Origin of the sequence: Streptomyces sp. NBC_00019, assembly GCF_045041015.1 — a bacterium.
Classification (GTDB): domain Bacteria; phylum Actinomycetota; class Actinomycetes; order Streptomycetales; family Streptomycetaceae; genus Streptomyces.
Map to the genome: position 1 here is coordinate 943,001 of NZ_CP108302.1, position 14,957 is coordinate 957,957.

At 69.5% G+C, this 14,957-nt stretch carries 10 protein-coding genes and 1 pseudogene; 6 read left to right on the top strand and 5 right to left on the bottom strand.

The genetic code is table 11. The features are described from left to right. Positions 1-420: 420 nt before the first annotated feature. The 4 genes from OHU89_RS04645 (at position 421) to OHU89_RS04660 (ending at position 5,041) form a co-directional block, all read left to right on the top strand. A complete protein-coding gene (locus OHU89_RS04645) occupies positions 421-1,470 on the top strand; it encodes a sugar ABC transporter substrate-binding protein (protein ID WP_266897392.1) in 1,050 nt (349 codons plus the stop codon). Between the two features lie 130 nt (positions 1,471-1,600). After that, entirely contained in the window at positions 1,601-3,205 is a 1,605-nt protein-coding gene (locus tag OHU89_RS04650) for a sugar ABC transporter ATP-binding protein (protein ID WP_405640047.1), read from the top strand. A gap of 2 nt (positions 3,206-3,207) precedes the next feature. Then, complete coding sequence (locus OHU89_RS04655; protein WP_266897360.1) at positions 3,208-4,251, top strand: ABC transporter permease; 1,044 nt, start codon at positions 3,208-3,210, stop codon at positions 4,249-4,251. Positions 4,252-4,339: 88 nt separating this feature from the next. Then, on the top strand, positions 4,340-5,041 hold the full coding sequence (locus OHU89_RS04660) for an FCD domain-containing protein (protein WP_361489850.1): 702 nt from the start codon (positions 4,340-4,342) through the stop codon (positions 5,039-5,041). Positions 5,042-5,888: 847 nt separating this feature from the next. Here the strand turns inward: OHU89_RS04660 and OHU89_RS04665 are convergent. Beyond that, positions 5,889-7,937, bottom strand: a complete 2,049-nt coding sequence (locus OHU89_RS04665; protein WP_405640050.1) for an alpha-L-fucosidase — start codon at positions 7,935-7,937, stop codon at positions 5,889-5,891. Positions 7,938-8,183: 246 nt separating this feature from the next. Further along, the gene (locus OHU89_RS04670; RefSeq protein ID WP_405640052.1) at positions 8,184-9,395 is read right to left on the bottom strand and encodes an MFS transporter; all 1,212 of its coding nucleotides are present in this window, start codon (positions 9,393-9,395) and stop codon (positions 8,184-8,186) included. 216 nt (positions 9,396-9,611) lie between these two features. Between OHU89_RS04670 and OHU89_RS04675 the strand changes: the two genes are divergently transcribed. After that, the gene (locus OHU89_RS04675) at positions 9,612-10,685 is read left to right on the top strand and encodes an AraC family transcriptional regulator (protein WP_405640054.1); all 1,074 of its coding nucleotides are present in this window, start codon (positions 9,612-9,614) and stop codon (positions 10,683-10,685) included. A gap of 8 nt (positions 10,686-10,693) precedes the next feature. Here OHU89_RS04675 and OHU89_RS04680 read toward each other — a convergent pair whose 3' ends face one another. The 3 genes from OHU89_RS04680 to OHU89_RS04690 are packed head-to-tail and all read right to left on the bottom strand — an operon-like array spanning position 10,694 to position 14,324. Then, positions 10,694-12,106, bottom strand: a complete 1,413-nt coding sequence (locus tag OHU89_RS04680) for an aldehyde dehydrogenase family protein (protein ID WP_405640056.1) — start codon at positions 12,104-12,106, stop codon at positions 10,694-10,696. After that, the gene (locus OHU89_RS04685) at positions 12,103-12,981 is read right to left on the bottom strand and encodes an SDR family NAD(P)-dependent oxidoreductase (RefSeq protein WP_405640058.1); all 879 of its coding nucleotides are present in this window, start codon (positions 12,979-12,981) and stop codon (positions 12,103-12,105) included. The genes OHU89_RS04680 and OHU89_RS04685 overlap by 4 nt, the downstream gene beginning before the upstream one ends. Then, entirely contained in the window at positions 12,978-14,324 is a 1,347-nt protein-coding gene (locus OHU89_RS04690; protein WP_405640060.1) for a flavin-containing monooxygenase, read from the bottom strand. The genes OHU89_RS04685 and OHU89_RS04690 overlap by 4 nt, the downstream gene beginning before the upstream one ends. Positions 14,325-14,453: 129 nt before the next feature. Between OHU89_RS04690 and OHU89_RS04695 the strand changes: the two are divergent. After that, positions 14,454-14,921: pseudogene (locus OHU89_RS04695) on the top strand (TetR/AcrR family transcriptional regulator); the annotation flags it as partial. Positions 14,922-14,957 lie beyond the last annotated feature (36 nt).

Genomic DNA, 14,957 nt, shown 5'->3' on the forward strand with positions numbered 1-14,957 from the left:
GCGCGTCGCCCGCCCCCTAAGACGATCACGAATACGCAGGTAGGAGGGCTGTCGATGCGATACCGCAGGAGCGGGACGACGCCTCGCCGCCCCGCGGAGTGATGTCCCGCAAATCTCTCGCGGCGAACTCTTGTCAATGTCGGCAATGCCGTCGTAACGTCCTCGACGTCCGGGATACATCGGAGGAATGGTTCGCATCGCCCAGTGCGTCTGTTCGGCTCGCATCCGTGCGCCGCTTCGCCTCCGCCTCCTCGGCCCCCTGACCGACCCTCACTTCCGACCCTGTCGGGCATGATCCGCGCATTTCCGCTCCGGATCGGCACCTGCCCGTCCGGCCTCGCCCGTCCCCCGCAGGCAGGTACACCCCCTCCCACCGTCGCCCTGCGGCCCCGCGCCCCTGGCTAAGGAGAGAACACGGCCATGAAGCTCGCTCGCACCCGCTCCACCGCTGCAGCCGCCACCGCCGTCCTCGCGGTACTGGCCCTCGCCACCGCGTGCAACCGCGAGGGCACCGATTCGGTCGCCTCGGACGGCGGGAAGCCCGCCATCGGCGTCGACCTGCCGCGCTCCGACTCCGACTTCTGGAACTCCTACGCGCAGTACATCGACAAGGACATCAAGGCCGACGGCATCAAGGCCCTGCCGATCAGCAACTCCCAGAACGACGTCACCAAGCTGGTCGCCAACGTGCAGGTGTTCCAGAACACCGGTGCCAAGGCCGTCGTCATGGCCCCGCAGGACACCGGCGCCATCGCCTCCACCCTCGACACCCTCGCGTCGAAGAAGATCCCCGTGGTCAGCGTCGACACCAGACCCGACAAGGGCGATGTCTACATGGTGGTCCGTGCCGACAACCGGGCCTACGGCACCAAGGCCTGCGAGTTCCTCGGCAAGCAGCTGGGCGGCAAGGGCAAGGTCGCCGAGTTCCAGGGCGCGCTGGACTCGATCAACGGACGCGACCGCTCCGAGGCCTTCGCGCAGTGCATGAAGACGAAGTTCCCGAAGATCAAGGTGTTCGAGCTGCCCACCGACTGGAAGGGCGACGTGGCCTCCGCCAAGCTGCAGAGCCTGCTCGCCCAGCACCCGGACCTGAACGGCATCTACATGCAGGCCGGCGGCGTCTTCCTGCAGCCGACCCTGGCCCTGTTGGAGCAGAAGGGCCTGCTCAAGCCCGCCGGGGAGAAGGGCCACATCAGCATCGTCTCCAACGACGGCATCCCGCAGGAGTTCGACGCCATCCGCAAGGGCCAGATCGACGCCACCATCTCCCAGCCCGCCGACCTCTACGCCAAGTACGCGCTGTACTACGCCAAGGCCGCGGCCGAGGGCAAGACCTTCCAGCCGGGCAAGACCGACCACGACTCCACCATCATCAAGCTGTCCAACGGCCTGGAGGACCAGCTGCCCGCGCCCCTGGTCACCAAGGACAACGTCGACGACAAGTCGCTGTGGGGCAACAACGTCGGCTGACGGCCGACAGTTTCCGCCCGCCGCGTCGGGGACGGGCATCCCCCGTCTCCGACGCTCCCCCTCACCCCACTCCGGGTGCACACCCGCGCCCCTCGGCCCCAGCCTCCGCACACGAAGGACGGTATCCACCATGGCGGACACCGCGACCGCCCCGGCGACCGGCCCCGGCACCCCGGCCCCGGTGGCCGAGGCGACCGGCATCAGCAAACGATTCGGCGCGACCGTCGCACTGCGCGACGCTCGCATCACCGTCGCCCCGGGCGAGTCGCACGCCCTGGTCGGACGCAACGGCGCCGGCAAGTCGACGCTCGTGTCCATCCTCACCGGCCTCCAGCAACCCGACACCGGAACCCTGCGTTTCTCCGGGGAGCCGGCGCCCGCCTTCGGCGACATCGACGCCTGGCGCTCCCGGGTCGCCTGCGTCTATCAGCGCTCCACCGTCATCGGTGACCTGACCGTCGCCGAGAACCTCTTCCTGAACCGGCAGAGCGGCGGGGCGGTGCAGCCCATCCGCTGGAAGCAACTGCGCCGACGTGCCGAGGAGTTGCTCGGCGAGTACGGCGTGGCCGTCGACCCCACCGCGCGGGCCAAGGAACTCACCGTCGAACAGCGGCAGTTCGTCGAGATCGCCCGCGCCCTGTCCTTCGGCGCGCGCTTCATCATCCTCGACGAGCCGACCGCCAAACTCGACGCCCGCGGCATCGACCGGCTGTTCGGCAAACTCCACGACCTCCAGCGTCAGGGTGTCGCCTTCCTCTTCATCTCCCACCACCTGCAAGAGGTCTACGACCTCTGCACCACCGTCACGGTCTACCGCGACGCGGGCCACATCCTCACCGCGCCCGTCGCCGAACTCGGCCACCAGGCACTGGTGGAGGCCATGACCGGCGAGTCCCACTCCACGGTCGCCGCCACCGTCGGCGAACGTCCCGCCTCGCGGTCCCACGCCACGGAACTGCTGGCGATCGACGGCCTGACACTGCCCGGCGTCTGCGAGGAGATCTCCCTCTCGGTCCGCTCCGGCGAGGTCATCGGGCTCGCCGGCGCCACAGCCAGCGGCAATGTGCAGGTGGGTGAGGCCATCGCCGGTCTGCACCGCGCCAAGGACGGACGGATCACCGTCGGCGACAGGACCGTGCGCACCGGCAGCGTGCCGTCCGCGCTCGCCGCCGGAGTCGGTCTGGTCCCCGAGGACCGTCACCTCCAGGGACTGGTGAACAACCGCAGCGTGGCGGAGAACGCGACGCTGACCGTCACCGCCCAGCTGGGCCCGTTCGGCACGGTGCTGCCCTCCCGCACCAAAGCGTTCGCCGGGCGCATGATCCGGGACCTCGACATCAAGACCCCGGGAGCCGCCACCCCGGTCTCCGCCCTCTCCGGCGGCAACCAGCAGAAGGTCGTCGTCGCCCGCGCCCTGGCCACCGACCCGCACGTGCTGGTCGCCATCCGCCCCACCAACGGCGTGGACGTCAAGTCCAAGGAGTTCCTCCTGGGCCGCATCCGGCAGGTCGCGGACAACGGCAAGGCCGCGCTGATCGTCTCCGACGAACTGGACGACCTCAGGGTCTGCGACCGGGTCGTCGTCATGTTCCACGGACGCATGGTCGCCGAGTTCGACCACGGCTGGAAGGACGAGGACCTCGTCGCCGCCATCGAGGGGGTCTCCGGCGACACGACCCCCGCCAGCACGTTCCCCGTATCCGCCTCATCCGGCGCAGACGAGCACGGAAGGTAGTCATGTCCGCCACCACAGATCTCACCGAGCCCGCAGTGAGCACGGCTGAGCCGACCCCCGCGCACACCAGGCGCCGCCGGGTCGACCTCGGACGCTTCCGTGAACTGTCCCTGGTCCCGGCGATCCTCGTCCTGGGCCTGATCGGGTTCATCGTCTCGCCGGCCTTCCTCACCGCCGACAACCTCATCGGCGTGCTCCAGCAGTCCACCGAGCTGAGCCTGCTCGTCCTCGCCACGACCTTCATCCTGATCGCCGGACGGATGGACCTGTCCCTGGAGTCCACCATCGGCGTGGCCCCCGTCATCGCCGTGTGGCTCGTCCTGCCGAGCAGCGGCGGCCGGTTCAACGGGCTCGGCCTCCTGCCCGAATGGACGGCCGTCCCGCTCTGCCTGCTGGTCGGCGCGCTGATCGGCGCCGTCAACGGCTTCCTCATCCTCAAGCTGCGCCTCAACGGCTTCATCGTCACCCTCGGCGCCCTGACCATGCTCCGCGGTCTGCAAGTCGCCCTCTCCGAGGGCCAGTCCATCGTCGAGCTGCCCGCCTCCTTCACCTACCTGGGCAAGGCGTCCTGGCTGGGCGTACCCGCCGCCGTCTGGGTGTGCGCGCTGCTCTTCGCCATCGGTGGCAGTGCGCTGGCGTGGCTCCGGCACGGCCGGGCGCTGTACGCGATCGGCGGCAACCCGGAGGCGGCCCGCACCGCGGGCATCCGCGTCGACCGCATCGTGTGGATCGTCCTGATCCTCGGCAGTGTCCTCGCCGCGTTCGCCGGCATCCTCTACAGCGGCCACTACGGCTCCATCTCCGCCACCCAGGGCAGCGGCTGGATCTTCCAGGTCTTCGCGGCGACCGTCATCGGCGGCGTCAGCCTCAACGGCGGCAAGGGCTCCGTGTTCGGCGCGCTCACCGGTGTGCTGACCCTCCAACTGGTCGTGAACGTCATGACCTTGGCGGGGGTCCCCCCGCTGTGGAACCAGTTCCTCAACGGCGCCATCATCATCGTCGCCCTGATCATCTCCCGCTTCGCTTCCGGCGAGAAGCAGGAATAGCCACGTACCGGTGGGCGGCTCCGCCCGCCCCGGGCCCCACCCTGCGGAGCCGCCCACCGGCACATCCCCCACTCAGAGAGGCACCCCCGTGGCACTCACGGACGAGGCGATCGACAAGATCAAGGCGATGATCGTCGCCGGTGAACTCGCGCCCGGCTCCCGGCTGCCCAAGGAGGAGGTCCTCGCAGGACAGCTCGGCCTGTCCCGGAACTCCCTGCGCGAAGCCGTCCGAGCACTGACGGCCATGCGGATCCTGATCACCCGGCAGGGCGACGGCACGTACGTCTCCAGCCTGGAACCCCATCTGCTGCTGGAAAGCCTCTCCTTCGCCGCCGACGTGTCCCAGGGCCACACGGCTCTGCAGCTGCTCCAGGTACGACGCCTGCTCGAACCGCAGGCGACAGGGCTGGCCGCCACGCTGCTGAAGCCGAAGGACCTCCAGGAACTGCGCAGCATCCTCGACCGCTCCCGGACCGTCACCACCGTGGAGGAGTTCGTCGCCCACGACATCGCCTTCCACCTCCGGATAGTCGAAGCCGTCGGCAACCCCGTGCTGTCGATGCTGCTGCAGGTGCTCTCCACCCGCACCCAGCGCGTCCGTATCGTCCGCGGCAGCCAGGCCGGTCACGCCCTGAACAGCGCCCACGAGGACCACGAGCAGATCCTCAGCGCGCTCGAGTCACGCGACGCCCTCCTCGCCGTCTCCGCGGCGACCGTCCACATCACGGCCGTCGAGCAGTGGCTCGCCGGCAGTCTGACCGACAACCCGATACGAGCGATCGCCGACTGACCCCGCTCCCCTCCGCACCCGCCGCCATCCGGTCTCCCCCTCCCACGCACCGACCGGGTGGCGGCGGGCCATGCCCATGGCCCGATGGGGAAGGCGCCGCCAGGTACGCGGTGGTCAGCCGACTCGCGCGGACTCCTTGGGCTCTCCCTCGGGGACTTTCTGAAGACGTGTGCCCTCGACGTCGAGGGCGGGCAGGACGCCGTCGATCACGGACCTGGCGGGCCATGCCGGTGCGGACCCATTCCTCCCGCATCCCGGAGACCGGGAACACCTCGTAGTCCATCGCGATTCCGAAGAGCACTCCGATCAGGATGATCGGCAGGAAGCTGACCTACGCCGAACGCAACCACACGCTCGGCCCCCTGAAGACCGACTCGGTCGGGACGGTCAGAGAGATCGAGCCCTTCAAGCGCCGCGTCGACACGGGCACCGGGTGCGCCCCGCTCCAGAACGTGACCAACGTCTTCGAGTTCCGGCCGATGCAGAGCGGGGACGGCCGGGAGACGACGGAGATGATCTACCAGGTCGAGTACACCATCGGGCTGGGACCGCTGGGGGACCTGCTCAACCGCATCCAGGAACCGGCGATGCGGTCCGCGATGCGCACCTCCATGACCAACCTCGACAGGTTGCTCCGTTCGCTGAGCCCGGACTCGCGCTCACCTCAAGCTGCCCATGTCCGCGTCCCCGCCGGAGGCGAGCGTCCCGGCCAACTCGGCTGTACGGGCGCTTGCTTCAGCCTCCCCGCACGCGACGGAGCTCCCGTCGACAGGTCATTACGGCGGACTGCCTGTCGACGGGAGCTCCGCGCCCCGTTACTTCATACCCCTGACCATCCGGCCGTGGATCAAGCCCCGAACGTCCACATCAGGTTGGTGCTCTGCTGCCATGTCCACTGCTTGGCCGCGGCCCCTTCGGCGACCATGCCGCCGCCGTCGAGGACCAGTCCCGTGCTGCGGTTGGCGATCGAGTACCGGCCGTTGCCGCGGTCGGTGATCTGCCACTGCTGGTTGGGGCCGCCGTTCCAGGGGGCCTGCCGGGCCGGGTCGCCGTTGCCGGTGGCGCCCCAGCCGTCGGCGGCCATGCCGTTGCCGCGGTTGACGAGCCGGTAATAGCCGTTTCCGAGTTCGATCGCCTGCCACTGGACGTTGGCGTGGTCTATCGGCTCCCACTGCTTCAGGTTCGAGCCGCTGGACGCACTGCCGCCGCTGTCCAGTACCAGGCCGCTCGTGACGTTGCCCAGGCGGAAGTACGTGGCCGGGTTGAACGTCACCTTCAGCGAGGCGATGGCGTCGTTGTTGCCGGTCACCCGAAGGTCGGCGGCGTTCGAGGTGAACGTCCAGGCGGTGCCGGTGAAGTTGTCGCCGGAGTAGCCCGTGACCTGGAAGCCGTCGGGCACCAGGATGGAGGAGGCCGCGGCGGGGCCCAGACCGGCGGCGGACAGCTGGGAGGAGGTGTAACCGCCCAGCTGCAGAACGCCGCGGGTGCCTTGGTAGTCGACGTTCTGGAACACCGTCGGTGAGACCGTCGTAGGCATGCCCTGGACCTCGACGCACACCACGGGGAGGGTGGCGTTCGGCGCGGTGGCCGGCACGGAGACGTTGATCTGGTCGGTGACGGTGTACGAGAGCGAGACCGAGGGGTTGTTCAACAGATAGACGCGGCTGATCGTGTTGTCGATCCTCGGGATCCGCAGCTGGCCGTTCGTGGGCCAGGTGAAGACATGGGCGAAGAGCTTGCCGCTCTTCTTGGTGACCATCCCCCATGCGGGTTCGCCGGCGAACGGGCTGCCGCTGGTGCCGTGAATGCTGTCGCTGTGCGTCGACATCCATGTGGCCAGGCCGTTCAGGACGGTCTGGGTTCCCGCGGTGACCGAACCATCGCCCTTGGGACCGATGTTCAACAGAAGGTTGCCGTCCCGGGAGACCACCGTGACGAGCTCTTGGACGATGTCCTTGACGGATCTGTAGGAGTTCTCACGCGACGCGTTGTAACCCCAGGCGCCGTTCATGGTGGCGCACCGCTCCCACACCCGGCTCATCGGCTCGCTGGGTATCCCGAACTCCGCGACCGCGTAGTCACCGAGACGGTGGTCCCGCTTGACCCGTTCGTTGACGATGAGGTTGGGCTTGCGGGCGATCAGCCAGTTGTAGAGGTCGACGCCGTCCGATGACAGCCACCAGTCCTCCAGGGTGGGGCTGGAGGACTCGTCGAACCAGTCGCCGTCGAACCACAGCAGCGCCGGGTCGTAGCGGTCCAGCAGTTCCTGAAGCTGCGCCTTCATGTCGGCGATGTAGCCCGTGCGGGCGGCCTGCGACGACATCGTCGTGAGGCCGCTGTCGTGGCGGTCGGTCTGAGAAGGGTGGTTCCAGTCGAGGATCGAGTAGTACAGGCCGAACCTGATCCCGCGGCTCTCGCACTCGGTCTTCAGGCTCATGAGCGGGTCGGTCTGGATGCCGCCGAAGTCGCGCAGGTTGTACAGCTTGGTGCCGGTGGCGTCCTTGAAGCCCGCGACGTCGGAGTTCCACATCGCGTAGCCCTCGTGGTGCTTGGACGTGATCACGAGGTACTTCATGCCGGCGTTCTTGGCCAGCTCGGCGATCTGGGCGGCGTTGAACTGGCTCGGGTTGAAGTTCTGGGTGACCTGGGTCTGGTAGTTCGCCTTGCTCCACTGCGAGTTGGTGAACGCCCACTCGCCCTGGCCGAGCTGCGAGTACGACCCGTAGTGGATGAACATCCCGAACCGGGCCTGGTACCACCAGTCCATCTTCGAGGGGACGGTGTACGCCTCGGCGGTGGCGGGCCACAGGGCCTGCGGCAGCCCGAAGGCCGCCACTCCTCCGGCAAGGGCGGCGGCCTTCATCAGAGAGCGTCTGCTGAGGGGAGCTGAGGACATGGTGCGGCTCCATGTGTCAGGGGGAGGAAGGCAGGGCGCTACGAGCGGAACGTCAGTCCTGGGACCCTGCTCCGCGTTGAGCCAAGAAGATACATCGGATGGATTTATATGGGTGCGCCGGTAGCCGCGTCTAGGTGCAGGACGAAATTCCCTGACAGAAGGCGTTGGTGGGGGGATTCCCAGAGAGGGCGGGATCAATGAGGGGCAGCCACGCTGGCGAGGACATCCCATACATCGGATCTATCCTTAGGTGGTCTCCCGTACGCTCCTCACGTGCACGAAGGCGAAATGGCGGGCGGCGACCAGGAGAAGAGCGGCCAGGACGGCCGGTGCCGCGTAGGCGAGTCGGAACTGGCCGGTGGAGCCGAGGAGTCCGCTCACCGCGCCGCCGGTGATGACACCGACGTAGTTGAAGAGGTTCAGACGTGCCAGGACCGCCTCGGAGGCGGCGGGGCGCAGCCGCGCGGCGGAGGCCAGACACAGCGGAGCCAGGACGGACACTCCCAGCCCCACAGCCCCGGCCGCGAGCACGGCGAAGGGCCAGCTCGGCGCGGCGGCCATGCCGATCAGGGCGCTCGCGACGAGCAGGGCCGCGGTGCGGACGACGGCAACCGCTCCGAACCGTTGCACGAGACGGTCGGTGGCGGCGCGACCGGCGACCGTGCCGGCCTGGTAGGCCGCGTACGCCAGCGGCGCGACCGTGAGGGACGCGGCGAGGGTCTGGCACAGGTAGACCGACGACCAGGCCGAGACCGTGGAGTCGACGACGTAGACGACGAGGAGGACCAGGCCGAAGGGGATGAGCCGGATCCACAGGCGGCGCCCCAGCGGCGGCTGCGCGACGGTGTCCGACGGTCCCGTGCCGGAGGTGGGGAGAGCATGTGTGCGGATACAGCCGGCGAGGAGCACCACGATCCCGGCCTGCACACTCAGGCCGACGCCTACCGGCCACTCCAGCCGGGCGGCCCCGGCGGTGAGCAGTGCCGCGACCACACCGCCCACACTCCATGCCGTGTAGAAGGAGCCGAAGATGCTGCGGCCGTAGGCGCGTTCGATCGCCGCAGCCCGGGTGTTGGCCCCGACATCGAGGGCACCGACAGCGAGTCCGAAGAGGATGTACGCGCAGATGGCGGTCGCTTCGTCAGGGGCCCACCCGATCAGCACCAGCGCGACCGCGGCCGTCAGCACCGCCCCGCGCATCGTGGCCACGGGACCGGCGCGACGGATCGCGGCCAGACCCAGGAAGCTGCCACCCCCTGCCATCAATGCCACCGCGACCAACAGGGCGGTCGTCAGGAGCGGAGCCAGTTTCAGGTGTTCGGTGACAGCGGGGACGGTCGTGTACACGGCGGCGACGGACACCCCTTGCGCGGCGAACGCGAAGGTCGCGCCCCTCCGGGCACCGGTCCTGGAGACCGGATGGCCGGCCGTCACCCGTACTGGAGCATGAGAGGTCATGATGCCGTCGCGCCTTCAATTCCTGTGTGCGCTGAGGTGAACAGTCGAGAACCAGGTGGTCGAATGCCGTGTGGGTCGTGGGGGTGGCCGAAACCCTAACCAGGCACGGAAGACAGACTCAGGACGCCAGGGGCCGTACAGGGGACTTCGGGGGCCAGTCAGGTCGACCGGTGACGCCCGCTGCTTACGGTGGTCGCCGAGGAGAAGGTGAGTGCGATGTCCATGGCCCCCAACCCGGCAGACCCGCCCGGCACCAGTCGCAGCACGTCGGCGACGATCCAGCCGAACATCCTGCGCTATCTCGTCGTGGTCGCCGACGAGCGCGGTGTCGATCTGCGGCCCCTGCTGAAGCAGATGGGCCTCGACGAGACCGTCATGCGCTCCGCCGCACTGCGGGTGTCGTACCGCCAGGGCAGCGCGGTGATCCGCCGTGCGCTGGAGCTCACCGGGGACGAGCGCCTGGGGCTGAGGGTCGGCGCGGCGCAGCACCTGACCGCGTGGGGCCTGCTCGGCTTCGCCCTGATGGCCGACGAGACGCTCCAGCACGCCATCGAGACCGGGGTGAAGTACCAGAACCTGTCCGGGGCAATGGTGGTGTGGTCGGCCGGTGTGGGTCAGGAGGACGACGCCTTCGTGCTGCGCGCCGATCTTCCCGATCCCGCCATGGACCCGGCGGTGGCGTCCTTCCTGAGCGAGGAGGCGTTCGCCTCCGTGGTCACCCTGTCGCGGCTGGCCGTCGACCCGGCCTTCGCGCCACGGGCAGTGGAGTTCTCCTTTCCTCCGCCGCGCCAACTCGACCTGTACAGCGCCCTGTTCCGCTGTCCGGTCCGCTTCGGCGCCCCCGCGAACCGGATGATCATCGACGCGGCGTGGGCCCGTGCCCGGATGCCCGGCCGGGATCCGGTGGGCTACGCGTCGACGCTGGAGATGCTCGACGAGCAGATGGCTTCCCGTCGTGACCAGCAGGACCTGCTGGAGGTACTGGAGATCTCCGTCGCGCAGAGCCTGCCGGTGGTGCCCTCGTTCGGTGAGCAGGCGCGGCGGCATGCGACGAGCGAGCGGACGCTGCGCCGCCGGCTGGCCGACTGCGGCACGACGTACGAGGCACTCGTGGAGGGGGTGCGCCGGGAGCGCGTCGAGCAGCTGTTGCTCCGCCCGGAACTGACCCTGCGCGACATCGCCCGCCGGGCGGGGTTCTCCGACGAACGGGCGCTGCGCCGCGCGGTACGCCGCTGGCACGGGGCCTCCCCTGTTGAGCTGCGGGAGCGGATGCGTACCGCTCGCCTTTGAGGCCGAGGTCAGCGGGTGCGGATCCAGATCGTCTTCTCCCGGGTCCACTGGTCGAAGGCGTCGGTGGACTTCTCCGCGCCGCCGAATCCCGACTGCTTCCAGCCGCCGAAAGGTGTGCTGATGTCACCCTCGCTGTAGGCGTTGACGGAGACCACGCCGGCCTCGATGCCGCGGGCCAGTCGCAGCGCGGTGTCCAGATCGCGGGTCCACACCGAGGCGGCGAGGCCGTACTCGGTGGCGTTGGCCCTGCGGACCGCCTCGTCCTCGGAGGTGAAGGTCTCGACGGTGACGACGGGGCCGAAGAGCTCCTTGGTGAGGACGTCGCTGCCGTCGGGGGCCCGGGTGATCACGGTGGGTGGATGGTAGGCGCCGCGCTCGGGCAGACCATGGGGCAGTCCCCCGGTGTGGATCCGGGCTCCGCCGGCCCGGGCGGCCTCCACGGCTCCCGCGACCCGGTCGAGGGCGGCTCGGTTGATCAGCGGCCCTACCTGCGTGCTCGGGTCGGCAGGATCGCCGATGACGAGCTCCCTCGCTGCGGCTGTGAACCGCTCCAGAACCTCCTCGGCGATGGCGTAGTGCACCAGGACCCGGGAGCCGGCCGTGCAGTTCTGCCCCATGGTCAGGAACGCGGCCTCGATCATGTTGTCGATCAGCTCGTCGCCGTAGGAGAGCGCGTCGGCCATCAGCACCTGGGGGCTCTTGCCGCCCATCTCCAGCGATACGCGCTTGAAGTTGCTCTCGGCGGCGTCCTTGAGGATGCGGCGGCCGGTCGCGGTGGACCCGGTGAAGGAGAGCGCCCCCACGAGGGGGTCACGGGCGAGGGCCGCCCCGGCTTCCTGGCCGTACCCGGGCAGCACCGTGAGCACTCCGTCGGGCAGACCGGCCTCGGCTGCGAGCGCGGCCAGGTGCAGGGCCGAGCGCGGGGTCGCCTCGGCGGGCTTGACCAGCAGACAGTTGCCGGCGGCCAGGGCCGGTCCGACCTTCCAGGCGGTCATGGCCAGCGGGTAGTTCCACGGCAGGATCGCCGCGACGACCCCGACCGGTTCGCGGCTCATGAGACCGAGACCGTCGGGCCCGCCCGGCGTGATGCGGCCGAAGACCTTGTCGGCCGCCTCGGCGAACCAGCGGATCGACTCGATCGCGCCCGGTACGTCGCCCGTACGGCACTCCGTGATGGGCTTGCCCGCGTCCTCGCTGTCCAGCCGGGCGAGGATCTCCGCGTCGCGTTCCATGAGGTCGGCGAGTCGCAGCAGCACCGCACCGCGCTCCCTGACCGGCAGCCGCGACCACACCCGGGCGTCGTGGACCTGCCGGGCCTGCTCGGCAGCCTTGGCGACGTCGTCGGCGCTCGCGGCGGGAAGGGTGGTGATGGGTTCGCCGGTGGCGGGGTTGACGACGTGCAGCATCTCGTTCGTGGTCATGCTTCCTCCACCAGTTCCCAGCGTCCGTCGGTACGGCGGGCGAGTCCGCGTCGGCGGAGGTCCTCCAGATAGCGGGCCATGCCGCGGTCACCGCGTTTGCGGAACAGCGGGAAGACGCGGGGCAGCAGGTTCGGCATGAGCATCGCGAACCGCACCAGACGGGACTCGCCGGCCCGCGGGTAGGCCTCCAGTCGCGGCTTGTCCAGGAGGCTCACCACGGCCGCGACGACGTCGGCGGGCTGCTGCGGGGGATCCTGGAACTGCATGGAGTTCCCGCCGTCCACGGCCTCCTGGCGCAACATCCGGGTGTCGGTCGCCGACGGCAGCACCGACCCCGCCAGGATTCCCTTGCTCCTCAGGTCGAGCCCGATGGCGAGCATCGCGCCGCGCAGCCCGAACTTGGAAGCGGTGTAGATCGGGGTCTCGCCCAGCGGGAAGACCCCTCCGAGGGAAACCGTGGTGACCACCCGGGCGTCCCGGGAAGCCATCAGCAGAGGAAGGGCGATCCGGGTCGCGATCAGCGGTGAGGTCAGGTTGAGGGTGATCTCCCGCTCGATGCTCTCGACACTGCGGACGTCGAAGCGTTCGGCGCTCGTCATGCCCACGTTGTTGACGAGTACGTCGAGCCCGCCGTGGTCCTCGGCGACCACCTCGAACAACCGCTCCACCTGGGCGCGGTCCGTCAGGTCACAGCCGATGCCCGTGTGCCCGGCGCCCGGCAGGTCCGCGGCCACCCTCATGGCGCGGACCGCGTCGATGTCGACGACGACGCAGCGGGCGCCGCCGGAGGCGAAGCGACGGCACAGCGCGCTGCCGATGCCGCCCGCTCCACCGGTCACCACGATGACCTTGTCGGTGAAATCGAACGCGCTCACGCCGTCGCCGCCGCGGGGCGAAGGGAGCGCACAGGCGGCGGCTGGCCCTCGGTGCGCCAGCCCATCTCGCGCGCGACCTTGCCCAGGTACTTCACGAAGGCCCCGCTGTCGACGTAGCCGGTGTGGCGCGGCGAGTCGACGAACTTCAGCCCGCCGGACAGATCCGGGCGGTCGGCGCGGATCCTCTGGGTGAACCTCTCCGCGTTCGACCGCCGGTGCCGCACGTCGTGGAGGTACCCGGCGATCAGCTGCGCCTGCGCGTCGAAGAGCTGGTAGGCACCGGAGTTGGTCTCGACGAAGCCGATACCGAACAGGCCCTCGTGCTCACGCGAGAACGACGACAGATACAGGTCGGGGTGCTGTTCGTCGCCGAAGTACTGCTGCGCGACCGGCACTTTGTGGACGTAGCCGGTAGCGAGCAGGACGAGGTCGAAGTCGTCGCTCGTGCCGTCGGTGAAGTGCACGGTCCGGCCCTCGGTGCGGGCGATCCCGGGCTTCGCGGTGATGTCGCCGTGCTGGAGGTGGTGGATCAGCATCGAGTTGACGGCAGGGTGGGTCTCGAACAGCTTGTGGTCCGGCTTCGGCAGCCCCAGCCGCGTCGGGTCCCCGTTGATGATCCGCAGGAGGGCGCCGAAGACCCGCTGCGCCAGCCACATCGGCAGATGCGGCCCGCTGTTGGCGATGGTGTCCACCGGCCGGCCGAAGAGGTGCTTGGGGATGAACCAGTATCCGCGCCGCATGCTGATCACCGCGTGGTCCGCGGACCGGGCCGCGTCGCACGCGATGTCGCATCCGGAGTTGCCCGCGCCCACGACCAGGACCCGCTTGCCCCGCAGTTCCTCCGCGCTGCGGTAACCGACGGTGTGCCGGACCTCTCCGCTGAACTCCCCCGGAAGCTCCGGGATGTTGGGGTGCCACTGCGAGCCCGTGCACACGACGACCTGACCGTGCGTGCTCTCCCGCCCGTCGGCCCGGGTGACCGTCCAGGTGCCGTCGGCGTTCTTCTGGACGCCTTCGACCTCGGTGCCGAACTCGATGCGGTCCGTCAGCCCGTAGGCGTCGGCGAAGGACGTCAGGTACGACAGGATCTGCCGGTGGGGCGGGTAGTCCGCGAAGTGGTCGGGCATCGGGAAGCCGCCGAAGCCCGACAGGGTCCTGCTGGAAATGAAGTGGGCCGACTCGTACATCGGGCCGCCAGGATTGTCGATGTCCCAGATGCCGCCGGGCCCGGTGTGCCGCTCCAGATGTGTGTACGGGAGATTCCGCTCCGCCAGGGCCCTGGCGACCGCCAGCCCGGCAGGCCCCGCCCCGATCACACACGTATCAAACTGGCTTTCCTTCACGGGCCTGCCTCCTCGTTCGTCCCGCTTCACGGGCGTTGGAGGAAACGTATGCACCCGCCGTTCAGCGGGAACTGACCCGCGCGGCCAGGGACCGGACCTCAGCGGCCGCGCGACCACGGCATCCGGCTCGGCACGAAGGAAGGGCTGTACCGCGCCGTCATGGAGCAGCTCACGCAGGATCTGATCGCACAGGTCGAGCAGGCCGCTCCGGCCGACGCCGGATTCGAGGAGACGGCCGGCACCCTGGCCGCCGCGCTGTGGCGAACGGTGCGGGAGCAGCCCGCCAACCATCAGCTCCTCACAGAGCTGACCATGTTCGCGCTCCGCTCCCCCGCCCTGAGCGAGGCCCTCGAGAGCCACTGCCGGAGCGTGACCGAAGTGACGGCGAGGCTGGTGGCCGAGGCGGCCGAGCGCACCGGCCGGCCTCTTGCCCAGCCTGCGGAGACGATCGCGCGGTTCTTCCTGGCCGGCTTCGACGGGCTCACCATGCAGCACCTCTCCCTCCCCGACGAGGAGGCCGAGCGCACCTGTCTCCAGGCCTTCGTGTCGGCCGTGGTGGCCATGGCCGGCGGGCGGCTGGATCTGGTGTCCCTGCCCGCGAGCCGATCGGGGCCGGGCGCACTCGCACGCGGT